Origin of the sequence: Rhodoluna sp. (genome assembly GCF_036721215.1) — a bacterium.
Taxonomy (GTDB): domain Bacteria; phylum Actinomycetota; class Actinomycetes; order Actinomycetales; family Microbacteriaceae; genus Rhodoluna.
The window spans coordinates 72156-94203 of the sequence record NZ_DAIMLM010000002.1; the positions used below are offsets into that span (position 1 = coordinate 72156).

At 49.0% G+C, this 22048-nt stretch carries 17 protein-coding genes and 2 tRNA genes; 14 read left to right on the forward strand and 5 right to left on the reverse strand.

Translation table 11 applies throughout. The features are described 5' to 3' along the window. The first annotated feature begins 13 nt into the window (after positions 1-13). Positions 14-679, forward strand: coding sequence for a DUF8185 domain-containing protein (locus AC9UCN_RS03655; RefSeq protein WP_509523804.1), 666 nt, complete (start codon positions 14-16; stop codon positions 677-679). Here the strand turns inward: AC9UCN_RS03655 and AC9UCN_RS03660 are convergent. Further along, complete coding sequence (locus AC9UCN_RS03660) at positions 676-1125, reverse strand: globin (RefSeq protein ID WP_509523807.1); 450 nt, start codon at positions 1123-1125, stop codon at positions 676-678. The genes AC9UCN_RS03655 and AC9UCN_RS03660 overlap by 4 nt on opposite strands. Next, entirely contained in the window at positions 1126-3678 is a 2553-nt protein-coding gene (pepN, locus tag AC9UCN_RS03665) for an aminopeptidase N (RefSeq protein ID WP_509523809.1), read from the reverse strand. It abuts the gene before it with no gap. A gap of 72 nt (positions 3679-3750) precedes the next feature. Between pepN and AC9UCN_RS03670 the strand changes: the two genes are divergently transcribed. From AC9UCN_RS03670 to AC9UCN_RS03685, 4 genes are read left to right on the forward strand one after another with little or no spacing between them, the layout of a single operon-like run. Further along, the gene (locus AC9UCN_RS03670; RefSeq protein ID WP_509523812.1) at positions 3751-4923 is read left to right on the forward strand and encodes a cation:proton antiporter; all 1173 of its coding nucleotides are present in this window, start codon (positions 3751-3753) and stop codon (positions 4921-4923) included. An 11-nt stretch (positions 4924-4934) separates the two neighbouring features. Then, positions 4935-5405 (forward strand): ribose-5-phosphate isomerase, encoded by a 471-nt coding sequence (locus AC9UCN_RS03675; protein ID WP_509523814.1) that lies wholly within the window; start codon positions 4935-4937, stop codon positions 5403-5405. A gap of 3 nt (positions 5406-5408) precedes the next feature. After that, complete coding sequence (locus tag AC9UCN_RS03680; RefSeq protein WP_509523816.1) at positions 5409-6113, forward strand: hypothetical protein; 705 nt, start codon at positions 5409-5411, stop codon at positions 6111-6113. A 4-nt stretch (positions 6114-6117) separates the two neighbouring features. Beyond that, complete coding sequence (locus tag AC9UCN_RS03685) at positions 6118-6918, forward strand: Fpg/Nei family DNA glycosylase (RefSeq protein ID WP_509523818.1); 801 nt, start codon at positions 6118-6120, stop codon at positions 6916-6918. 1 nt (position 6919) lies between these two features. Here AC9UCN_RS03685 and AC9UCN_RS03690 read toward each other — a convergent pair. Continuing rightward, positions 6920-6993 (reverse strand) — tRNA-Gly (locus AC9UCN_RS03690). A gap of 78 nt (positions 6994-7071) precedes the next feature. On the opposite strand from AC9UCN_RS03690, the gene AC9UCN_RS03695 reads away from it, so the two are divergent. From AC9UCN_RS03695 to AC9UCN_RS03720, 6 genes are all read left to right on the forward strand, one after another. Next, positions 7072-7144: transfer RNA gene (locus AC9UCN_RS03695), tRNA-Pro, on the forward strand. Between the two features lie 58 nt (positions 7145-7202). Further along, complete coding sequence (tig, locus tag AC9UCN_RS03700) at positions 7203-8519, forward strand: trigger factor (RefSeq protein ID WP_509523821.1); 1317 nt, start codon at positions 7203-7205, stop codon at positions 8517-8519. A gap of 102 nt (positions 8520-8621) precedes the next feature. After that, entirely contained in the window at positions 8622-9203 is a 582-nt protein-coding gene (locus tag AC9UCN_RS03705; RefSeq protein WP_509523823.1) for an ATP-dependent Clp protease proteolytic subunit, read from the forward strand. Between the two features lie 14 nt (positions 9204-9217). After that, on the forward strand, positions 9218-9862 hold the full coding sequence (locus AC9UCN_RS03710) for an ATP-dependent Clp protease proteolytic subunit (protein WP_509523826.1): 645 nt from the start codon (positions 9218-9220) through the stop codon (positions 9860-9862). 54 nt (positions 9863-9916) lie between these two features. After that, positions 9917-11194, forward strand: coding sequence for an ATP-dependent Clp protease ATP-binding subunit ClpX (gene clpX / locus AC9UCN_RS03715; protein ID WP_509523829.1), 1278 nt, complete (start codon positions 9917-9919; stop codon positions 11192-11194). Between the two features lie 3 nt (positions 11195-11197). Next, entirely contained in the window at positions 11198-12394 is a 1197-nt protein-coding gene (locus AC9UCN_RS03720; protein ID WP_509523832.1) for a benzoate/H(+) symporter BenE family transporter, read from the forward strand. On the opposite strand, the gene AC9UCN_RS03725 is transcribed toward AC9UCN_RS03720, so the two are convergent. Together AC9UCN_RS03725 and valS are read right to left on the reverse strand one after the other, a co-directional pair. Further along, positions 12372-14408, reverse strand: coding sequence for a M3 family metallopeptidase (locus AC9UCN_RS03725; protein WP_509523834.1), 2037 nt, complete (start codon positions 14406-14408; stop codon positions 12372-12374). The two genes, AC9UCN_RS03720 and AC9UCN_RS03725, sit on opposite strands and share 23 nt — an antisense overlap. A gap of 12 nt (positions 14409-14420) precedes the next feature. Then, entirely contained in the window at positions 14421-17027 is a 2607-nt protein-coding gene (gene valS / locus AC9UCN_RS03730) for a valine--tRNA ligase (protein WP_509523836.1), read from the reverse strand. Between the two features lie 80 nt (positions 17028-17107). On the opposite strand from valS, the gene ileS reads away from it, so the two are divergent. Genes ileS through AC9UCN_RS03745 form a run of 3 tightly spaced genes read left to right on the forward strand, consistent with a single transcriptional unit; the run spans position 17108 to position 22045 of the window. Next, on the forward strand, positions 17108-20320 hold the full coding sequence (ileS, locus tag AC9UCN_RS03735) for an isoleucine--tRNA ligase (RefSeq protein ID WP_509523838.1): 3213 nt from the start codon (positions 17108-17110) through the stop codon (positions 20318-20320). Further along, complete coding sequence (locus AC9UCN_RS03740) at positions 20317-21681, forward strand: bifunctional folylpolyglutamate synthase/dihydrofolate synthase (protein WP_509523840.1); 1365 nt, start codon at positions 20317-20319, stop codon at positions 21679-21681. The genes ileS and AC9UCN_RS03740 overlap by 4 nt, the downstream gene beginning before the upstream one ends. After that, positions 21671-22045, forward strand: coding sequence for a DUF4233 domain-containing protein (locus tag AC9UCN_RS03745; protein WP_509523843.1), 375 nt, complete (start codon positions 21671-21673; stop codon positions 22043-22045). The genes AC9UCN_RS03740 and AC9UCN_RS03745 overlap by 11 nt, the downstream gene beginning before the upstream one ends. The last annotated feature ends 3 nt before the right edge of the window (positions 22046-22048 follow it).

A 22048-nucleotide genomic window follows, 5' to 3' on the forward strand; every position in this document is an offset into this window, starting at 1 on the left:
GTTTAGTAATGAAATGAAAAATGAATTCCAGCTTTTGGACCAGCAAACTGCGCTCGATCTAAAAACCTTTTTGACTCGGGCCAAGAAAATGGACCCCAAGGGAGTTGTAAGGCTTAGAGCCTTTGGAGCCCTCCTGACTGCTTACGTAGCACCTTTGTTTACGGCAAATATTTTGGATGATGGCCCAACTGTCCTAGGTCTTCGCACAATGGATCTAAAGCAAGAAGCTGAAATCAACGTGCTGGTTCCAATCCAGGCAATTCTTGACCGAATTGCATTTGAGCTAGAAAAGCCAGAAGCAGACCAGAGTTTTGTATTTCATCTCGAGTCTTCAGAGCGGGTGCCCTGGGCTGGAGTATCTCCACCACGAACCGGTTGGGTGGAAGCTACGAGCCTGCCCGAATACATGCTTACCGGCGTTGCCAGAAAAGGAATTATCGAAGTCGCGGAGACAATCCCAGAATCAGTTGGTGGACCAATAGCGGCTCGTATTCGTTCCGAGGTTTGGGGTAGAGCCATTGACCTCGATTCGAAAGTTCCAGCTGGCGCAGCCTTTGCTGCTTCCGGACTTGGCTTTTTAACTGAAGGCGAAATGGTTCCCGTTTTTCACTCTCAAGGCTGGGTCAGACTCTCGTCACAATTTGGCCATGTGTTATCTAAAGAGGCCAAGCACTTCTAGTCTTCAAATGTGTTCAGCATTGAAGTTGCTGCACGATCTAGATATCCCCAAAGCTGCGCTTGATGCAGGGGAGCTAACTCCAGTGAATCACACGCCACCTTCATGTGATGCAACCATCTCTCACGAGCCAGCGGGTTTATCTTGAAGGGCTGGTGGCGCTGCTTGAGTCTGGGGTGACCTCTGGTTTCTTGATAGGTTTGCGGACCACCCCAGTACTGCTCCAGAAACATTCTTAGTCGCTCGGCTGCTGGACCCAAATCATCTTCTGGATACATTGGCTTTAGTACATCGTCAGTGGCAACACCCTCATAAAACTTAGTAACAAGTTTCTTGAAAGTATCGGTACCACCAACCAGCTCAAAGAAGTTACCCTCAACAGCTTCTCCAGAAAGCCCCTTGATTCGAACTACTTCAACGCGGTTGGCGTCCTCAAACTCATCAGGCATTTAGCTTCTTAGATCCCGTTGCTGAGCATTAAGCGCTCTTTCAACATTGGCCAGGTTCTCGATGATGATTCTGCGAAGCGCCGGCTTGCTTTGAACCTCAGCTTTAGACAGGAAAGCCTCGGTCTCAGAAACTAGCTCATTGTTGGCAAGTGCCAGAGGGTAGAGATTTACAAGAAGATACTCGGCCATTTGATACGTCTTCTCTTCCCAGACCTTGAGCACGTTCGCAAAATACTGAGCGACAAAAGGCTGTAGTGACTTTGGATCCAACACTCGCCCAAAAGCCAAGCTCGCAGAATTTACCAACGCATTCGAGAGCTCATCGGTGGCAACCAACTTAGTGAACATGGCTTGCTTTGAAACGATGTCCGGCAACGCGGCAACGGCGGCAACGTGATACTTCTGTCCGTTGGCGGTGTTGTCGTTAGCAAGCTCTTGATCTAATTCCTGGCTAGAGATATTTCCACCGACAGCCAAAGAGGTAACAAGCTCCCATCGCAGGTCAGTATCAATTGCAAGCGAGGCAAGCTTGATCTCGCCACTTAGAAGGGCCGAAACATTTGCTAGCTGCTGGTCGCTTCTAGCAAATTGCGCGAAGAATTTCACAAACTGCAACTGCGCGTCCGAGCCAGCTTCAGCACTTTGAGCCAAGCTCCACAAGCCATCAGCCAGTGACAGCTGCTCAGTCGAGCGGTTTTGCTCAGCTACATATAGGTTCGCAACTGTCAGTAACTGCCTCAAGATCGTCAACATAGTTGTTGACTCAGTTTCGAATTCAAGGTGACTAAGAGCGAGCTTTATGAAATCGCGAGGTGAAGTTTCTCCATCACGGGTTGCATCCCAAGCAGATCCCCAAACTAAGGCTCTAGCAAGCGGGTCTTCGATTAGTGAAAGCTTGTCCAAGGCAAAGCTCCAAGAAGACTCGTCCAAACGAATCTTTGCGTAGGTGAGATCTTCATCGTTTAGCAAAATCAAATCGGGACGTTTCTTTCCGGCAAGTTCTGGAACCTCGGTCTTGGCTCCTTCAACATCCAACTCGATTCGATCAGTTCGAACGATTTTGCCGTTTTGCTCTTCGTAGAGACCAATAGCAATGCGGTGTGGTCTTAGGTACGGATAGGCATCGATCGCTGATTGCAGGATTGCAAATGACTCGATTACTCCATCTTTTTCGACAATCTCTGGTCGCAAAGTGTTTACTCCTGCGGTTTCAAGCCAAAGCTTGGACCACTGGCTAAGGTCTCTTCCACTTTGGTTCTCGAGCTCTTTCAAAAGATCCTTCAGCTCAGTGTTTTTGAAGGCGTGCTTTTTGAAGTAGTCGGAGACTCCACGCATAAATGGTTCCTGGCCAACCCAAGCAACAAGCTGCTTGAGAACAGACGCTCCCTTGGCATAGGTAATGCCATCAAAGTTCACCTGCACATCTTCCAGGTCGTTTATTTCAGCAACGATTGGATGCGTCGATGGGAGTTGGTCTTGGCGGTAAGCCCAGGACTTTTCTAGAGAGGCAAACGTCGCCCATGCTCCGTGCCACTCGGTTGCTTCTTGGGTAGCCAAAGTAGACATGTATTCGGCAAAGGATTCATTTAGCCACAGATCGCTCCACCAGCGCATGGTTACTAGATCGCCAAACCACATGTGAGCGAGCTCGTGCAAGATAGTTACAACGCGACGTTCTTTTACGGCATCAGTTACTTTGGAGCGGAAAACGTAGGTTTCGGTGAACGTTACAGCTCCAGCGTTTTCCATAGCTCCGGCATTGAACTCGGGAACAAAGAGCTGGTCATACTTTTCAAATGGGTATGGGTAGTCGAACTGCTTCTCAAAGAACTTAAAGCCCTGCTTGGTTTTTTCAAACACGTATTCGGCGTCCAAGAACTCAAATAATGACTTGCGGCAGAAAACACCTAGCGGAATTGTCTTGCCAGAAGATGAAACCAGTTCATCTCTAACCTCAACATAGGGTCCTGCTACCAGAGCGGTTATGTAGCTTGAGATGCGAGGTGTGGGCTCAAAGTTCCAAACCGAAACACCTTCTCTTAGATCATTTGGAGTTGGGGTGGGGGAGTTTGATACAACCTTCCAGTAGCTAGAAGCGGTGATGTTGAACTGGAAGTTCGCCTTTAGGTCGGGCTGCTCGAAAACCGCAAACATGCGGCGAGAATCAGGCACCTCGAACTGGGTATAAAGGTATACCTCTTGATCTACTGGATCCACAAAACGGTGTAGCCCTTCGCCGGTGTTGGTGTACTTACCCTGAGCCACAACAACCAGCTCATTTTCGGCTGCAATAGAAGGTAGCTGGATACGAATGCCATCTGACACCACGGCCGGATCTAACACCTCGCCGTTTAGCACAACCGAATGCACAGAGTTTGTGATGGCGTCAATAAAGGTTGCAACACCTGGGGTCTTCGAGGTGAAGCGCACTCTGGTGGTGGAACCGAAGAACTCTGGGCCTTGGGTGAGGTCGATCTCAACTTGGTAGCTCTGAACCTCCAAGGCTGCTGCTCGCTCTTGAGCTTCGGTTCTTGTTAGGTTTTCGCCAGGCATCGCTTCTTCTCTCTAGTGACTGTTCATCCCAAAGCCTAACTGGGGGACAGGAGGGTGTGAAACAATAACAGTGTGATCAATCCAGTTATGGCCTTGGGGGGCTCGGCAGAGGCATCGCAGACCCTCGCTGAAATTGGCGCGCTGTTAGTTGGGCTTGGAGTAATTGCCTTCATCGCTGCCCGACTGAAATTCTCTGTTGTCCCTTTGTATCTGATTGTCGGACTTGCGGTTGGCCAGGGCGGTTTTGGTTTAGTTAATCTAAGTTCAGATTTTCTGGCAATCGGAGCACAAATCGGTGCAATCTTGTTGCTGCTGTTACTGGGGTTGGAGTATTCCGCACCTGATCTAGCTAAAGCTTTCAAAAACAGAAAATCCGCGGGAATTTTTGACATTGCTACGAACTTTATCCCTGGAGCATTGCTCGCACTGGCTTTTGGTTGGGGCCCACTTGCCGCATTTGTGGTGGGCGGTATTGCATACGTTTCCTCTTCGGGAATTGCCTCAGAGTTACTGCGTGAAACCGGTTGGCGTAAATCGGAACTTTCCAAACGAGTGGTTGCAATCTTGGTGTTCGAAGATCTTGCCTTAGCTCCGTACTTGCCACTATTGACTTCGCTAGTGCTTGGCCTGTCGGCAGCCGCGGGCCTCGTGTCAGTTTCGGTTGCATTAATTATTACTGGACTTGTTTTGATAATTTCTTATCGCGGGAGTGCCAAGTGGTCCAGAATCTTGAATCCCGATGTTCCCTCTGGCTTGCTATTGACAGTGTTTGGATCAGCGTTGTTGGCGGCTGGAGTTGCGGACCTTGCAGGATTCTCAGGAGCGGTCGCTGCGTTCCTTGTTGGACTTTTATTGACTGGTGAGGTCGCCAACACGGTGCGTGGAAGACTTGGCTCACTGAGAGATCTATTCGCCGCGATTTTCTTTCTATTTTTTGGACTGGCAACCAATTTTGCAGAGCTTCTGCAAGTGCTTCCGGCCGTGATGCTATTTGTGATCATTGGTGTCGCAGGGAAATTCGCTGTTGGCTGGTGGATTGCCAAGGATATGGTTGACAAGTTCAGCTGGATTCGAGCTGGTGCCTTCTTGACCCCAAGGGGTGAATTCTCAATGGTTATCGCAGCTCTCGCAGCCCCAGCGGTGCTAACTGTGAATCTGCAAGCACTTACTCTTACCTACGTGACTCTCACTGCAGTAATTGGCTCAATTGTGTTGCGGCTTCTTCGCAGTGGTTTCGATAAGTAGATTAGGTAAATATGAGAATTCACATCGCCACCGATCATGCCGGGCTAGAAACAAGCCACTACCTAATCCAGGAACTAACTAATCTCGGTCACGAAGTATTTGATCATGGACCACAGTCTTTTGATCCTCTCGATGACTACCCAGCGTTTTGTATTAATGCTGCTCTTGCCGTACAACGCGATTTACAGGCTGAGGTAACTGCTCTTGGAATTGTTCTTGGCGGATCTGGAAACGGTGAGCAAATTGCAGCCAACAAAGTAAGGGGAATTCGAGCCGCTTTGGTGTGGAATAAAGAGATTGCTGAACTTGCCAGGCAGCACAACGACGCCAACGTTATTGCCATCGGTGCTAGGCAGCACAGTAAAGAAGAAGTTCTCGAGCTAATTAAGGTGTTCATTGCTGAGCCATTTAGCAAAGATGAAAGACATGAGCGCAGAATCGGAAAGATCGGCCTCTTTGAGCAAACGGGAGAGATTAGCTAGTCAATGAAACTGGATAACTCAAGACTCAACGTTTGGTTTCTTCAACCTGCAGCAATTGCAATTCTTCAGGTTCTTTTATTTCAGCTCGCTTCTGCTGATTTGCTACCAGACCCAATTGCAATTCACTGGGGAATCACTCTGCAGCCAGATCGCTTGGTGTCAATTAATGAATTTGCTATTACTGCTTTAGTCATCCAGTTGCTAATCTGGATACCTTCTGTTGCGGTATCCATAAGGACCAAAGCTAAATTTCGAATTAAAAAACTGATAAATCTTGTCATTGGAATTGTTTTTTGGTTGATAACCGGAATAGTTGCTACCTCTGCCCTTATTCAAATTGGCGCCTCCAACGCGGCCGAGATCAGCTTTTCTTTACCCTTGTTTATATTCTTAATTCTTTCTGTCCCGGTGTTGTTGATTTTCCTATTGGCCATGCCAGAAATAGTTGTCGGCGAAAATGTTGAAGTGAAGCTTCGTGGCTTTAGTGTTATGAACTTTCCTCCAGAAGAAATTGTTAGCGCTGATGTGGGTACGGTATCGGCTAGAGAGTTTGGCGGATGGGGAGTAAGGCTGACCGCTCGCAAAATTGGATTTGTTCCTTCAAAGGGCCCAGCTGTCAAGCTAAATCTGCAAGACGGAACTGAAGTGTCTATCCGAAGTAAAGACCCGCAGGCAATAGTCAGGCAAATCGAAGAGATCATTTCCTAGCCTCATGCCAGAAGGCCACTCCGTTCATAGAACAGCCAACAAACTTGCCGATCTATTTGTTGATTCCAAAGTAAAAGTCTCTTCTCCGCAAGGAAGATTTTCCGAGCAGGCGTCTTTAGTTTCAGGAAGGAAGCTTGTTGAGTCAACTGCTATTGGCAAGCAACTTTTTCTTGGGTTTGATAACAAGCTAACTATTCGCGTTCACTTAGGAATCTACGGCAAGTGGAACTTCTACGATGTGCCACTATCAAAAGCACCAGAGGTCTGGGGTCAGGTCCGTGCCCGGTTCGGATCAAACTCAGCTTCAGCAGATCTTCGTGGTCCAACAGTTTGTGAAGTAGTCGACGCCGAAGATGTCTTGACAGTTCTTAGACGTCTTGGCCCAGATCCGCTAATACCGGATCCTTCGGGTAAAGAGGGACTTCGATTTGTTTCGAAAGTGAGAAGCTCGGCGGTTCCTATTGGAGCATTACTAATGAACCAAGCCGTGATTAGCGGCATCGGAAACGTCTATCGAGCAGAGTTGTTGTTTCGAGCCGGAATAAGCCCACATAAACCGGGAAACAAAGTTTCCGAGCAAGATCTGCTAGCTATTTGGGATGACGCTGTGGCACTGATGAAAATTGGAGTGAAGACCGGCATGATGCTCACTCGCGAGGGCTTCTTAAAGGGTCGAGTCTTGGTGGCAGACCGATACAACGTTTACAAGCGTGAGGGCTTGCCTTGTCGAAGTTGCGGAAAGAAAGTAAAGCTGGAGCTTTTCTATGGCCGCAAGCTTTATTGGTGTAATACCTGCCAGAGGTAATTGGAGGGAGTGACGGGAATCGAACCCGCGCCATCAGTTTGGAAAACTGAGGCTCTACCATTGAGCTACACTCCCGAAAAAGCCGTTCGCTACCTCACTATTGTATGGGATAGACTGACCGAGGTTGTTTATGGAATTATTTCCAAAAACCACCGGGGTGTAGCGTAGTGGCTAGCGCGCCTGCTTTGGGAGCAGGATATCGCAGGTTCGAGTCCTGTCACCCCGACAAACAAAGAGCCGTATTTGTTTACCCCTTTATGGGGGCAAATTTCCAGGAGAACAACTTGAAAACTAGCGTTGAACGAATTAACCCAACCCGCGTCAAGCTCAACATCGAAGTCACCCCAGAAGAGTTCAAGCCCTCGCTTGATCACGCCTACGAGCACATCGCGCAGCAGGTCAACGTGCCTGGCTTCCGCAAGGGGAAAATCCCTGCAGCGCTCTTGGATCAAAGAGTTGGACGCCCAGCAATCATGGCTCACGCCATCAACGACGGGCTAGATGGCATCTACAAAAAAGCTCTCGAGGAAAGCAAACTTCGCCCACTGGGCCAGCCAAAAGCTGACGTCAAGTCAAGCCCTGACGAGAACACATTCTTGGGAAACCTGGTTGTTGAAATCGAAGTCGAGGTAAGACCAGAGATCAAGCTGCCTGGCTACCGCGGGCTCAAGGTTGTTGTCGACAACATCAAAGTGGGAGGCAAGGAAATTGACGACGAGCTAGATTCTCTTCGTGCTCGCTTTGGAACCCTAAACACCGTTGAGCGCGCAGCCAAGAAGGGCGACTTTGTCTCAATTGATTTGGCTGCCAGCATTAATGGCAAAGAAATCGACTCTGCCGAGAACATTTCTTACGAAGTTGGATCTGGAAACTTACTGGATGGCATCGACGAGGCCCTAGACACTCTTACTGCAGGAGAAACTACCGTGTTCCGCTCCAAGCTTGTTGGTGGAGACATGGCGGGCGAAGAAGCCGAAGTTACCGTGACGGTAAACGCAGTGAAGGAGCGCGAGCTTCCAGAAGCAAACGATGACTTTGCCAAGTTGGCAAGCCAGTTTGACACGCTAAAAGAGCTAAAGGACGACATCGAAGTTCAAATTGCTAAGTCCAAGAGTTACTCACAAGGAATCCAGGCAAGGGATCTTCTTACTGAGGAACTACTAAAGATTGTTGACGTTCCAGTTTCAAAAGAAATGATTGAGTCAGACGTGAACCGCCACCTCGAGGGTGAGGGCAGATTGCAAGATGACAAGCATCGCGCCGAAGTGACACTGGAGTCCGAGAAGTCCTTCAAGGTTCAGATGTTGCTTGACGCGATTGTTGACGCCGAAGGCATCAAGGTTGGCGAGCAGGAATTGATGCAGTACCTGATACTGAGCAGCCAAAACTATGGCATGGACCCAAACCAGTTTGTGGAGACCATTAGCAAAAACGGTCAGGTCCCAGCTTTTGTTGGAGAGGTCGCAAGGCGTAAGGCGCTTTCCATTGTTCTGTCTGAGGCGGTCGTGACTGACAAGGCAAATAAACCTGTTGATTTGGGGGAGTTTCTAAAGGGCGATAACTCAAGCCAGGACTCACACGCCGGTCACGACCACGACTAGACAGCTGCTTTATTGCCCTAGGCGAACAAGCCCTAATCTTGGCGTGTTTCGAAGTATCTTGGTCTAGCAAGCAAGTAATCAAGAATTGGATAAGGGACTCAAATGGCAGATAAGGCAATGGAAAAGTATTCCACCGTTGACCGTCTATTAAAAGACAGAATCGTTTGGCTTGGAAGCGAAGTTCGCGATGACATGGCCAATGACATCTGCGCAAAGATTCTGCTGCTTGCAGCCGAAGACTCCACCAAGGACATTTACCTTTACATCAACTCACCGGGTGGTTCTATCACTGCAGGTATGGCCATCTACGACACCATGCAGTATGTTCCTAACGACATCGTGACTGTTGGAATTGGAATGGCTGCTTCGATGGGTCAGTTCTTACTTTCATCTGGCACCAAGGGCAAAAGATATGCCACGCCAAATACCAGAGTGCTACTGCACCAGCCAGCTGGAGGTTTCGGTGGAACTGCTGCCGACATTCAAACTCAGGCGGAGCTGATTATGTCCATGAAGCGTCAGCTTGCACAGATCACCGCAGACCAAACTGGAAAGACCGTTGAGCAAGTTATGGAAGATGGCGATCGCGATCGCTGGTTCACAGCTCAAGAAGCTTTGGAATACGGATTCATCGACCACATTCAAGCATCCGCTGGCGCAGCCACCGGTGTTGGAAACAAGTAGGGAGAAACTGAAAATTGCCTAAAGACCTTTCAAACCTGTCCCCAGAAGCTAGGTACATTCTTCCTAGCTTTGAGGAGAGAACCTCCTACGGTTTCAAGCGCCAGGACCCTTACAACAAACTCTTTGAAGACCGCATCGTGTTTCTAGGTGTTCAGGTTGACGACGCTTCGGCAGACGATGTCATGGCGCAACTTTTGGTTCTTGAAAGCCAAGACCCTGACCGTGACATCACTATGTATATCAACTCACCGGGTGGATCATTCACCGCAATGACTGCGATCTACGACACCATGCAATACATCAGACCGCACATTCAAACTGTTTGTTTGGGTCAGGCTGCCTCTGCTGCTGCCGTGTTGCTTGCAGCGGGATCTCCAGGAAAGCGTCTAGCTTTGCCGAACGCAAGAATCTTGATTCACCAACCTGCAACCGGTGACTCCGGTCGAGGACAGGCTTCTGATATCGAGATTCAGGCAAAAGAGATTATGCGTTTGCGTGAGTGGCTCGAAGAGACTCTCTCCAAGCACTCCAACAAGACCGTGGCCGAAGTTAACAAGGACATCGACCGCGACAAGATCTTGACTGCTGATGAGGCTCTGACCTACGGATTGATTGACCAGGTGCTTACTTCTCGTAAGAACGCACTGCCTGCCAAGTAAAACCTTGGGAGAACCTAACCGCCATTGTCGGGGATGGGTAATAGGGTTTTAGGTATGACAAAACTCAGCGAATCAGGCGACCTGCTGAAGTGCTCATTCTGTGGAAAGAGCCAGAAGCAAGTTAGAAAGCTAATCGCAGGCCCAGGTGTTTACATTTGCGATGAGTGCATTGAGCTTTGCAACGAAATTATTGAAGAAGAACTTGGCGCTGCGGCTTCCAAGGAAATTGAAGACATAACCCTTCCAAAGCCAAAAGAAATCTACGGCTACTTGGACGAGTACGTAATTGGTCAAGACAAAGCCAAAAAAGTTCTTTCAGTTGCTGTCTATAACCACTACAAGAGAATTCGTTCCGTTGGCACCCTAACCGCCGCCGGTAAAGAGCACGACGCAATCGAAATTGCCAAGTCAAACATTTTGATGATTGGTCCAACCGGTTGTGGAAAGACCTACCTGGCCCAAACACTTGCCAAAAGACTTAACGTTCCTTTCGCGGTAGCTGACGCTACGGCTTTGACCGAAGCTGGTTACGTGGGTGAGGATGTTGAGAACATCCTGCTAAAGCTTTTGCAAGCTGCTGATTTTGATGTCAAGCGAGCCGAGCAGGGCATTATCTACATCGACGAGATTGACAAGATTTCCCGAAAAGCCGAGAACCCATCGATTACCCGAGATGTTTCAGGTGAGGGTGTTCAGCAGGCATTGCTAAAGATTTTAGAAGGTACTGTAGCTTCGGTGCCGCCGCAGGGTGGCAGAAAGCACCCGCAGCAAGATTTCATTCAGATCGATACCACTAATGTGCTTTTCATCGTGGCAGGTGCTTTCGCAGGCCTAGAAGAAATCATCTCTAACCGATCCGGTAAGAGAGGTATTGGCTTTGGCAACGAAGTTCAGTCTCACGGGGTGGATCCTGACATCTTCAACGATGTTCAATCAGAAGATTTGAGAAAATTTGGCCTGATTCCTGAATTCATTGGCCGACTACCAGTTATTGCAACCGTTGAACCGCTTGACCGTTCGGCCTTGATGGATATTCTGACAGTTCCTAAAAATGCCCTTACCAAGCAGTATCAAAGAATGTTCGAGCTGGATGGCTTCGAGCTGGAGTTTGATAAAGCAGCACTTGAGTTAATGGCTGACATGGCAATCGAGCGCGAAACTGGGGCTCGAGGCTTGCGCTCAATTTTGGAAACAGTGCTTGGCTCAATAATGTTTGAGATTCCAACCATGGAAACCCAAGGACTCGTGAAGATTACCAAGGATGTTGTCTTGGGTAAAAAAGAGGCTTCCATCACTCCATTCAAAAAACAAGCCCAAGAAAAATCTGCCTAATAAATGAGCCCCGTTCAGTCTTCCAAGCCTGAACTAAAAGCACCCATAATCGCAGGCTTCGTAGCTTCTATTTCTGGCTCGGCTGCAACTTTTGGAATTGCAATTGCCGGTTTAGTTGCGATGGGAGCTAACAGAGATCAAACCTTTACAGCACTGTTTGTTTTACTGATTGGCTACGGTTTGCTCTCAACGGTATTGAGCTATCGCTACAAGATGCCAATTTCGATTGTGTGGTCCACTCCAGGCGCAGCGTTTCTAGCAGCTTCGGCAGGGCTGGGTTTGGAATTCGATCAGGCGGTCGGGGGATTCTTGCTTTCCGGAGTCCTACTTACCGTCACCGGACTTTGGCCAGCTCTATCTAGATTGGTACAGAAAATTCCGGCGAGTATTGCAAGTGCGATGCTGGCGGGAATTCTTTTTTTGTTTGTAATTAACACCGTCCGAGCTGCTGTTGATTACCCACTTCTTGTGATTCCATTTGTTCTGGTGTGGTTCGTATTGAATCGGATCGCAACCGTTTGGGCAACGCCGGTAGCCATTGTTTTGGCCTTTGGATTAGTAAATGCGGACCTGGGATGGGATTGGCTGGATAGCGCGAGACTGTTACCAAACTTCGATATCGTAATTCCCGCACTTGATTTGATTCCGATTCTTTCAATTGGTATTCCGTTGTATCTGATAACCATGGCGAGCCAGAACCTTCCAGGGATCGCAATCATGAAGGGTTTTGGATACAAGGTTCCGGTACGACCGGTCATAACCTCAACTGGGGTTGCGACGATGCTCGCATCGTTCTTTGGTGGGTTTGGAATGAATCTTGCGGCCATTACCGCTGCGATTAATGCAAACGAGCAAGCGGCCAAAGACCCATCACGTCGCTGGCTAGCGTCTTTTGTTGGCGGGTTGGTTTATTGGTTGTTTGCAATTGGGGCCGGATTGTTTGCAGCCTTTGTTCTTGCAGTCCCATCCGAGCTACTACTTGCAGTAGTTGGGTTAGCGCTTCTTCCGAGCTTCATCACCTCTATTGGAGCATCCTTGGAGGACCGAAGCACTCGATTGCCTGCGGCTATAACTTTCATCGTGGGAGCTGCCGGCATCTCGATATTTGGTATCGGCGGAGCCTTCTGGGCACTAGTTGCTGGAATGCTGGTGCTTTTTTGGGATAAAGTGCCGCTAGCTAGATCAGACCGCGGCGCGTAAGAAGCGGCTCAATTGCAGGCTCTTGGCCACGGAAGTTTCTAAACATGTCCATCGAATCAATCGAGCCTCCGCGAGACAGCAACTCTTTTCTGAAGCGTTCGCCGTTTTGTCTTGAAAGGCCACCATTTTGCTTGAACCAATTCACGGTATCTGCGTCAAGTACCTCAGACCAGATGTAGCCGTAGTAACCGGCAGAGTAGCCGCCAGAAAACACATGCGAGAAGTATCCGCTCTTGTAACGAACAGGAACCGGATCAAAATCTAATCCGTAATCCTTGATCGCATCCGCTTCAAACTTAGAAACATCCGAAATGCTTTGGTCGGCAACCTCGTGCCAGGCCAGATCCAGAATTGCCGCTGCAAGGTAAGAAGTAGTCTCAAATCCTTCATTGAAAGTCTCTGAAGCTTGCAAGCTTGCTATCCACTCAGCTGGAAGAACCTCACCAGTTTCATAGTGTTTGGCATAGTTAGCAACAACTTCCGGCCAAAGCATCCACATCTCATTTACCTGTGATGGGAACTCAACAAAGTCACGTTCTACGTTGGTGCCCGAAAACCTTGGGTAAGTGACGTCAGATAACAGACCATGCAAGGCGTGCCCGAACTCATGAAACAGTGTGCTGGTTTCATCAAAAGTTAGAAGAGAAGGTTCACCCGCGCGAGGCTTTGGAATGTTCAGGTTGTTTACAACAACAGGCTTCTGACTTAGCAGCTTGGATTGATCAACTAGGTTGTTCATCCATGCGCCACCGTGCTTAGAGTCTCTAGTAAAGAAATCCCCTACAAACAATCCAAGTTTGGACCCGTCTTCGTTGAAGACCTCAAACACCCTGGCTTCCTCATGGTAAGCCCGAAGGTCATTTCTTTCCTTGAAAGTAATTCCAAACAGCTTCTCAGCAGCGAAAAAGACACCGTCAAATAGCACTCGTTCCAGTTCGAAGTAGGGCTTCATCAAAGAGGTATCTAGGTTGTACTTTTCTTTTCGGACCTTCTCTGTGTAGTAAGCCCAGTCCCAGCTTTCAAGCTTTGAACCAGCGTGGTCTTTTTGTAGTTGGGCCTCAAGATCCTTTGCTTCTGAGCGCGCGTTGGAAACGGCAGCTGGGGCAATACGGCGAAGCATTTTGTGCGCATTTGCTGGATTACCAGCTGTTTGATCCGAGAGCACATAGGCTGCGTGACTCTCGAAGCCAAGAAGCTTGGCACGCTCGGCCCGAAGTTTGATGATTTGCTTGATGAGCTCTTGATTGTCAAAGTCCCCACCAGAGGTGGATTTTGACATGCTGGCACGCATGATCTTTTCACGCATTTCCCGGTTTTCTAAAGAGGCCAACCAAGGGTGACCGGTGTAATTCACCATGTTCACTAGATACTTACCTTCGAGGCCGCGTTCTTTGGCTGCCTGAGCGGCGATGTCAATTTCTGATTCAGATAATCCAGCAAGCATCACAACATCATCCACCACAACACCCAAACGATTAGCTTCTGCTAGGGCGTTCTGATCGAACTTGGTTTGTAGCTCGGAGAGTTTCTCGTTGTATTGCTTTAGGGTCTCGCGGTTTTCAGGGCTTAGTTGTGCTCCCGCGTGCACAAAGTCCCGATGATATCTTTCAATGAGCCAATCCGACTCGGTATCCAGGCCAAGCTGAGCGCGGGTTTCGTAAAGTCTTTCGATTCGAGAAAACAAAGCAGGATTTAGCTTTATGGCATCCTCGTGGCCTGCAAGCTTTGGTGCAATCTCAGATTCAATTTTGTCGATAGTCGGGTTGGTGTCGGCTGATGACTTGTTATAGAAAACCAGAAGCATTCGCTCGAGCATTTTCCCAGATCGCTCCAAAGCGACAACGGTGTTGTCAAAAGTTACTTCAGGTCGTGAGGTTATTGCTTCAATTTCTGCTAGCTGCTGCTCGCAACCAGCATAGAAAGCCGGCAGGTAGTGCTCGTCTGTGATTTTGGAAAAATCAGGTAGTTCGTATTCAAGTGTTGATCGATCTTGAAATGGATTTGAATTAGTCATCTCGGACCCTTCTTATTGCGCAGGCTTGAAAGAAACTCCGCTTATTGCTAGCGACTGAGATGCTTTGTAGTTGATCTCATCGATTTTTCCTACCGATTTCAAGTCGGATTCGATGAGCTTTAGCGATTCAACATCTTGTTCACTAGCTTCAATGGTCAGGCTGGTTATTTCAGCCTTCATCGATAGCTTTTCGTCAGACTTGGCTTTCCGAATCCCAATTAGTGCCTGCGAGGCAAGAGATAGCAGGCCTGCGTTCTGGCTTCCGGTGAAGCCAGATAGGTCCTCAGCTACTGGCCAATTACTGCGGTGGACACTACCTTCTTGCCACCAGCTCCAGGCTTCTTCGGTGGCGAAAGGAATAAATGGTGCCAATAGCTTGGTGATGGCAAGTAGGGCAATTCTTAGCGCGCTCACCGCAGATGCTTGGGCTGCAGGGTCTGTGTTTTGACCATAGGCGCGTTCTTTGACAAGCTCTAGGTAGTCGTCAGTGAAGTTCCAAAAGAACGATTCGGTTAGCTCAAGAGCTTTCGTGTGATCGTAGCTTTCAAAGGCCTTTGTTGCTCCCGTAACAACTTCGGCAAGAGCTGCAAGCATCGCCTTATCAATATCTTCAGTTACTTCTACCTTGTCGCTAGCAAGCTCAAAGGAGAGAACGAACTTCGCAGCGTTTAGAACCTTAATTGCTAGTCGTCTTCCAACTTTCATCTGACCCACATCAAAGGCCGCGTCGGTTCCAAGCCTTGCCGCAGAAGCCCAGTATCTGACGGCATCGGAGCCGTGCTCATCTAGAAGATCATTGGGCACTACAACATTGCCTTTGGATTTGGACATCTTCTTGCGGTCTGGATCAAGAATCCAACCAGATAGCGCAGCGTCACTCCACGGCAGTTGCTTCTCTTGCTGGAAAGAACGAAGGACGGTTGAAAACAGCCAGGTGCGAATAATGTCTTGACCCTGAGGACGCAAAGTGAACGGGAATACCTTGGCATACTTCTCAGGATCGGAAATCCAACCACCGGCAAGCTGTGGTGTTAGGGAAGATGTTGCCCAGGTATCAAGAATGTCCACCTCTCCCATAAAACCCTTTGGTTTGCCACGCTGATCTTCGGTGAAACCATCCGGGCATTGGCTGGAAGGATCAACCGGCAGAGCTGATTCAGCGGGAGTGATTACTCTGTCGTAATCAGGATTACCTTCAGCATCGAGTGCGTACCAAACTGGAATCGGAACACCAAAGAATCGTTGCCTGGATACTAGCCAGTCACCAGTTAGGCCATTGACCCAGTTCTCAAAACGCACTCGCATAAAGTCAGGGTGAAACAATAGGTCCTTACCCAGTGCAATTAGCTTGTCGCGAAGTTCCTCGTCGCGGCCGCCATTTCTGAGGTACCACTGTCTCGTTGAGACAATCTCAAGAGGCTTGTCGCCTTTTTCAAAGAACTTAACCGGGTGGGTGATTGGCTTAGGCTCACCGACCATGTCTCCTGACTCGAGCAAGAGCTCAACAATTCGCTGCCTTGCCGAGAAAACTGTCTTACCGGCTAGTTCAGCAAATACCTCAAGCGCTTTAGAGTCCTTGATTACCTCGGGAGCATCGCTCAGGATTCTGCCATCCCAGCCCAAGATGGCGCGGTTTGGAAGATCTAGCTCTCTCCACCAGATAACGTCGGTGACATCACCAAAGGTACAAATCATTGCAATTCCAGAACCTTTGTCTTTTTGCGCAAGACGGTGGGCAACTACTGGAACCTCAACTCCAAAAAGTGGCGTGGTTACGCTCTTGCCAAAAAACTTCTGATAGCGCTCGTCATCAGGGTGGGCTACGAGTGCTACACAGGCTGGAATAAGTTCTGGTCTTGTGGTCTCGATGAAGATTTTGCCTTCTGGTCCATCAAAGCCGATGCGGTGGTAAGCACCTGGTTGATCACGGTCTTCCAGCTCAGCTTGGGCAACCGCTGTTCTAAAAGTTACGTCCCAAAGCGTTGGAGCCATCGCCTGGTATGCCTCGCCACGAGCGAGGTTATTTAGAAAGGCTTTTTGGGAAACGGCCTGAGCGTCCGGGGATATAGTTTGGTAAGTCTGTGACCAATCAATTGATAGACCGAGCTGACGCCAAAGAGCTTCGAACTGCTTCTCGTCTTCTAGGGTTAGTCGTTCGCATAATTCGATGAAGTTTCGCCTCGAGATTGGAACCTGGTCGGCGGCTTTGCTTGACTTGCCATCGCCACCTTCAAATGGCGGCTTGAAGTTTGCTACGTAAGCCAGGCTTGGATCGCAGCGAACGCCATAGAAGTTTTGAACGCGCCTTTCGGTTGGTAAACCGTTGTCATCCCAACCCATTGGGTAGTAAACCTCTTTACCGATCATGCGCTGGTACCTGGCGATTAGATCGGTATGGGTGTAACTAAATACGTGGCCCACGTGCAACGATCCAGAAACCGTGGGAGGGGGAGTATCGATTGAGAAGATTTTTGATTTTGGAGCTGAGACATCAAAGCTGTAAGTCTTGGAGCTATCCCAGCTAGGACCCCACTTTTGCTCTAGACCTTCAACGCCAACCTTGTCCGGGGTGGCGGCAGCGCGGGCGTAGCTAGCTGCACTGCCTCGGGCATTATTCATGGCTAAAGTCTCCAAAAAACGGGTTAGATACAGGTTAACATTGATAGAGATTACCGAAGACAACGCCAAGAAAGCCCAAAATGTATCCCCTTAACTCGGAAGATGAGGCATCTGGCGTAACCCCTAGCCCTAGCTTCCCTGAAATCGAACAGCGGATTCTTGATTACTGGGACAAAGACGGCACCTTCCAGGCTTCGATAGATCAGCGAAAAGCAGAATCTGCTGAAGAGTTTGTGTTTTATGACGGACCTCCTTTTGCCAACGGATTGCCTCACTACGGCCATTTACTTACCGGCTACACCAAAGACCTAGTTCCTAGGTTCAAGACCATGCAGGGTTACCGAGTAGAGCGCCGCTTTGGCTGGGATACTCATGGATTGCCAGCAGAAGTAGAGGCAGAGCGTCAGCTGGGTATCTCCGGAAGGCCTGAGATTGAGAAGTACGGCGTAGATAAGTTCAACGCCTACTGCAAGACCTCGGTTTTGAAGTACACCCAGGACTGGAAAAGCTATGTCACAAGACAGGCCCGCTGGGTTGATTTTGAGAATGACTACAAGACCCTAGACACCAACTACACCGAGTCCGTGATCTGGGCATTCAAGGAGCTATACAAAAAAGGCCTCATTTACGAAGGCTTCAAAGTTTTGGCGTACTGCTGGAGATGTGAGACCCCGCTATCGAATCATGAACTTCGAATGGACGATGAGGTTTACAAAACTCGCCAGGACCAGAGCGTAACCGTAACTTTCCCAATCGTTGGGGGTTCCTATGACAAGACTCGCATCTTGGCGTGGACGACAACTCCATGGACGCTACCTACGAACTTCGCGCTCGCGGTAGGTCCAGAAATTGAGTACGCGATTGTTCCAGCTGGAACAAACGGCGCAGCCGACGGCGGAGATTCATCAACTAAGTATTTGATCGCGGCTTCTTTGTTAGGTAACTACTCCAAGGACCTAGGTTACGATTCCGCCGAAGAAGCAATAGCGGCAATCGAGACCAAGGTAATGGGTAAGGACCTAGCGGGAATCCGTTACGAACGAATCTTTGATTACTACGCGGATGAGTCGAAGTTCGATACCGCAAACTCCTGGCAGGTATTAGTTGGTGACTATGTTGCTGACAACGAGGGAACTGGAATAGTTCACCAAGCGCCCGCATATGGTGAAGATGACCAAAGGCTTTGCGAACTGGCTGGAATTCCTGTTTACGTTTCGGTGAACGAGCGCGGTCAGTTCAATTCTGTTGTTACTGACTTTGAAGGTCAGCATGTATTCGATGCGAATAAGCCCATTACTCAAAAGCTAAAAGCTGAAGGCAGACTGCTAAGGCAAGCAAGCTACGACCACCCTTATCCACACTGCTACCGCTGTAAGAACCCGCTAATCTACAAAGCCGTTTCATCTTGGTTTGTTGAAACCACCAAGGTGAAAGATCGCATGCTCGAGCTAAACCAGCAAATTGACTGGACCCCTTCACACACCAAAGATGGCTCATTCGGTAAGTGGCTTGAAAACGTTCGCGACTGGGCCATTAGCCGAAACCGTTTCTGGGGAGCTCCGATTCCTGTTTGGAAATCAGATGATCCGAACTACCCGCGGATTGATGTTTATGGCTCTTTGGAAGAGCTAGCTAAAGACTTTGGAAAAGAACCAACTGATTTTCACAGGCCATACATCGACGAACTAGTAAGACCAAACCCGGACGATCCAACCGGCAAGTCAGTGATGCGACGGGTTCCAGAAGTGCTGGACTGCTGGTTCGAATCGGGCTCAATGCCGTTTGCTCAAGTGCACTATCCATTCGAAAACCGGGACTGGTTTGATACTCACAACCCAGGAGATTTCATTGTCGAATACGTCGGTCAAACCAGAGGTTGGTTCTACACACTTCACGTGCTCGCCACCGCTTTGTTTGACAGACCGGCTTTCAAATCGGCCATCTCGCACGGAATCGTTTTAGGTAACGACGGACAGAAGATGTCTAAGTCGCTAAGAAACTATCCAGACGTGTCCGAGGTATTTGACCGCGATGGTTCAGATGCCATGAGATGGTTTCTGATGTCCAGCACAATTCTTCGCGGTGGCAACTTGGTTGTGACCGAGCAAGGAATTCGCGAAGGTGTCCGACAGGTGCTACTGCCGCTGTGGAACACCTGGTACTTCTTTAGCCTCTACGCAAACGCTTCTAACTACCAGGCTAAGTACTCTGTGGATAGCAAGGACGTCTTGGATCGATACTTGTTATCCAAAACTAAAGACCTAATTGAAGGCGTTGAAGCGGATTTGAATCTTTATGATTCCTATTCAGCGTCAGCGAAGCTAAGAGATTTCAGCGATGTACTAACCAACTGGTACGTTCGTCGTTCTCGCGACCGGTTCTGGGAAGGTAACGAAGAAGCCTTCGACACTCTTTACACCGTTTTGGAAATCGTCACTCGCGTAGCTGCTCCTCTGCTTCCAATGATCTCCGAGCAGATTTGGCGCGGACTAACTGGTGGCCGCAGCATTCACCTGCAGAGCTGGCCGGAAGCCTCGGACTTGAAATACGACGCGGATTTGGTTTCGTCTATGGACCAGGTGCGAATTGTTAGCTCTGTGGCGCTAAGCCTTAGAAAGACCAACTCACTTAGAGTCCGGCTACCGCTTTCCAAGCTGACTGTGGTTACTCCAGGAGCCAAGGCTCTAAAAGATTTCGCAGAGATTATCGCTGAAGAGCTAAACGTCAAAGAAGTAGAACTTGTTGAGCTTGCGGTTGAATCAACCAAGGACTTTGGGGTTGAACAGCAGCTGACCGTAAACTCCAGGGCGTTGGGCCCAAGACTTGGTAAGCAGGTGCAGGAGATCATCGGCGCTGCAAAGTCAGGGAACTGGCAACAGGTTAAGGGCCAGGTTGTAGTTAACGGCGTTGAGCTATTTGAGGGCGAATACGAACTAAACCTGGTTGCCAAAGACGAATCGAGCGCCGAAAAACTCATTGGTATTTTGCCAGCAGGTGGCTTTGTGATTTTGAACCGCGTGGTAACCCCAGAACTTGAAGCTGAAGGACTAGCCCGCGACGTGGTTCGCGCGGTGCAGCAGGCAAGAAAAGATGCTGACCTAGATGTCTCAGATCGGATCGCCACATCTTTGACTGCATCCAAAGATGTCTTGGATGCGGTCAAGGCCCACGAAGAACTTGTCAAAAACGAAACTCTAACTTTAGAAATAAGTTATAGCGAATCGGCTTCACTTTCTGGCGCGGTTGCAGTTGGTGACAATCAGCAGGTTCAGATTTCGGTAGTAAAGCTTTGAGCGCAGAAGTTCACGACGAAAAGTACTGGGAGTCCAAAGCAGCCTTCGTTCTAGAAGAGCTTATGAAACGGGTTCCCGAGAACAAGATCAGACCAAGACTTGAGCCAACCAAAAAAGCGGTGGAACTACTAGGCGACCCGCAACGCTCTTACCGTGTGATTCACATCACTGGAACCAACGGTAAGACCTCGACTACCCGTTTTATCGAGCGGATCTTGCGCGAGCACGGACTAAGAACCGGAAGGTTCACCTCGCCGCACCTTCTGAAGTTCACCGAACGAATGGCAATAGATGGTGAGCCAGTTAGCGATGAAGTGCTTTATGGCGTTTATGTGGATATTGAGCCGGTTCTGGAAATGGTGGATCAGGAACTTGCTGCCAAATCAGAAGCCCCGCTTACCTTCTTTGAGGCGCTATCAGTTCTTGGTTTTGCAGTCTTTGCTGATGCGCCGGTAGATGTTCTGGTGTTGGAAGTTGGCATGGGTGGAGCGTGGGACTCGACCAATGTGGCAGATGGCGACGTTGCCGTTTTCACACCCGTTGGACTTGATCACATGGACAGACTAGGTAACACTATTTCGGAAATTGCCGAAACCAAATCGGGAATCATCAAGCCAGGCGCCCTTGTGATCACATCGGATCAAACCGCTGAGGCAATGCATGTAATAAAACGTGTCTCGAACGAGAAAGCCGAAGGACTTTTCGAGCTCGGTAAAGACTTTTCTGTTGAGTCTCACCAAGCAACTTCCACTGGACAGCGCGTTACAGTTTCTGGTTTGGCGGGAAAATATGGACCATACGAGGCTCCGGTGTTTGGAATTCATCAAAGCGCCAATCTTGCTGTTGCAATTGCAGCGGTGGAGGCTTTCCTAGGCGGCGGTGAAGTTTCAATTGCCGATGATGTTCTTCGATCAGCTGTAGCTGATCTCTCTTCCCCTGGAAGATTGCAACTTGTTCGAACTGAACCTGAATTGTTACTAGATGGAGCACACAATCCAGCAGGAGCTAAGACCTTGGCAGTTTCTCTCAAGTCGGAATTTTCTGCCAAACCGTTGGTTGGTTTGATGGCAGTGCTATCGGATAAAGATGTAGCGGGAGTATTCAGCGAGCTCGCCGGTTGTTTTGAGCGTCTAGTGGTAACTGAGTCATCCTCGAATAGATCACTTGAAATTTCTAAACTTGAGCCTATAGCCAGTGAACATTCAGGAGCCAAGGCCGAAGCTGTTCTAGGCGTTAGGGAAGCCTTAGATCGTGCCCGGACAATTGCACGTGAAATTGATGGCATGGTTGTCGTTACAGGATCAATTTCCCTAGTGGGAGATGTCCTACAGATTCTTCAGGAGGAAAGCGATGCGGAATAGAACCACAAGGGCCACCCTTGGTTCGCTGGTTATGGTTTTTGAATCCGTGGTCGTGTTTTTTGCAACCCTGGTCGGATTTGGTCTTCGAGTTCACCCTGACCCGGCAGTCATTTGGGGCGTTGGAGTAGGGCTCTCGGTAATCTTGATGCTGTTTCCCGCGGTGCTTGGAAAGCGCGGAACCTACGCAGTTGGCTGGGTATTGCAGGTAATTGTGGTGCTGCTAGGAATCTGGGTTCCTTTGATGTTCTTACTAGGAACGATATTCTTAGGAATGTGGGGCTGGGCCATGATTGCAGGTGCCACAATTGACAGAGCGAGAGCTGCGAAGGCAAAACTTGATGGTCAAGATTTAGGAAGTGAGTAGTAA

What these genes read in the sequence shown, in the direction of transcription:
- AC9UCN_RS03655 (WP_509523804.1), top strand. Translation starts at nt 14, where the DNA reads ATGAAAAATGAATTCCAGCTTTTGGACCAGCAAACTGCGCTCGATCTA.
- AC9UCN_RS03745 (WP_509523843.1), top strand. Translation starts at nt 21,671, where the DNA reads ATGCGGAATAGAACCACAAGGGCCACCCTTGGTTCGCTGGTTATGGTT.
- AC9UCN_RS03675 (WP_509523814.1), top strand. Translation starts at nt 4,935, where the DNA reads ATGAGAATTCACATCGCCACCGATCATGCCGGGCTAGAAACAAGCCAC.
- pepN (WP_509523809.1), bottom strand. Translation starts at nt 3,678, where the DNA reads ATGCCTGGCGAAAACCTAACAAGAACCGAAGCTCAAGAGCGAGCAGCA.
- ileS (WP_509523838.1), top strand. Translation starts at nt 17,108, where the DNA reads ATGTATCCCCTTAACTCGGAAGATGAGGCATCTGGCGTAACCCCTAGC.
- clpX (WP_509523829.1), top strand. Translation starts at nt 9,917, where the DNA reads ATGACAAAACTCAGCGAATCAGGCGACCTGCTGAAGTGCTCATTCTGT.
- AC9UCN_RS03725 (WP_509523834.1), bottom strand. Translation starts at nt 14,408, where the DNA reads ATGACTAATTCAAATCCATTTCAAGATCGATCAACACTTGAATACGAA.
- valS (WP_509523836.1), bottom strand. Translation starts at nt 17,027, where the DNA reads ATGAATAATGCCCGAGGCAGTGCAGCTAGCTACGCCCGCGCTGCCGCC.
- AC9UCN_RS03705 (WP_509523823.1), top strand. Translation starts at nt 8,622, where the DNA reads ATGGCAGATAAGGCAATGGAAAAGTATTCCACCGTTGACCGTCTATTA.
- AC9UCN_RS03685 (WP_509523818.1), top strand. Translation starts at nt 6,118, where the DNA reads ATGCCAGAAGGCCACTCCGTTCATAGAACAGCCAACAAACTTGCCGAT.
- AC9UCN_RS03720 (WP_509523832.1), top strand. Translation starts at nt 11,198, where the DNA reads ATGAGCCCCGTTCAGTCTTCCAAGCCTGAACTAAAAGCACCCATAATC.
- AC9UCN_RS03660 (WP_509523807.1), bottom strand. Translation starts at nt 1,125, where the DNA reads ATGCCTGATGAGTTTGAGGACGCCAACCGCGTTGAAGTAGTTCGAATC.
- AC9UCN_RS03680 (WP_509523816.1), top strand. Translation starts at nt 5,409, where the DNA reads ATGAAACTGGATAACTCAAGACTCAACGTTTGGTTTCTTCAACCTGCA.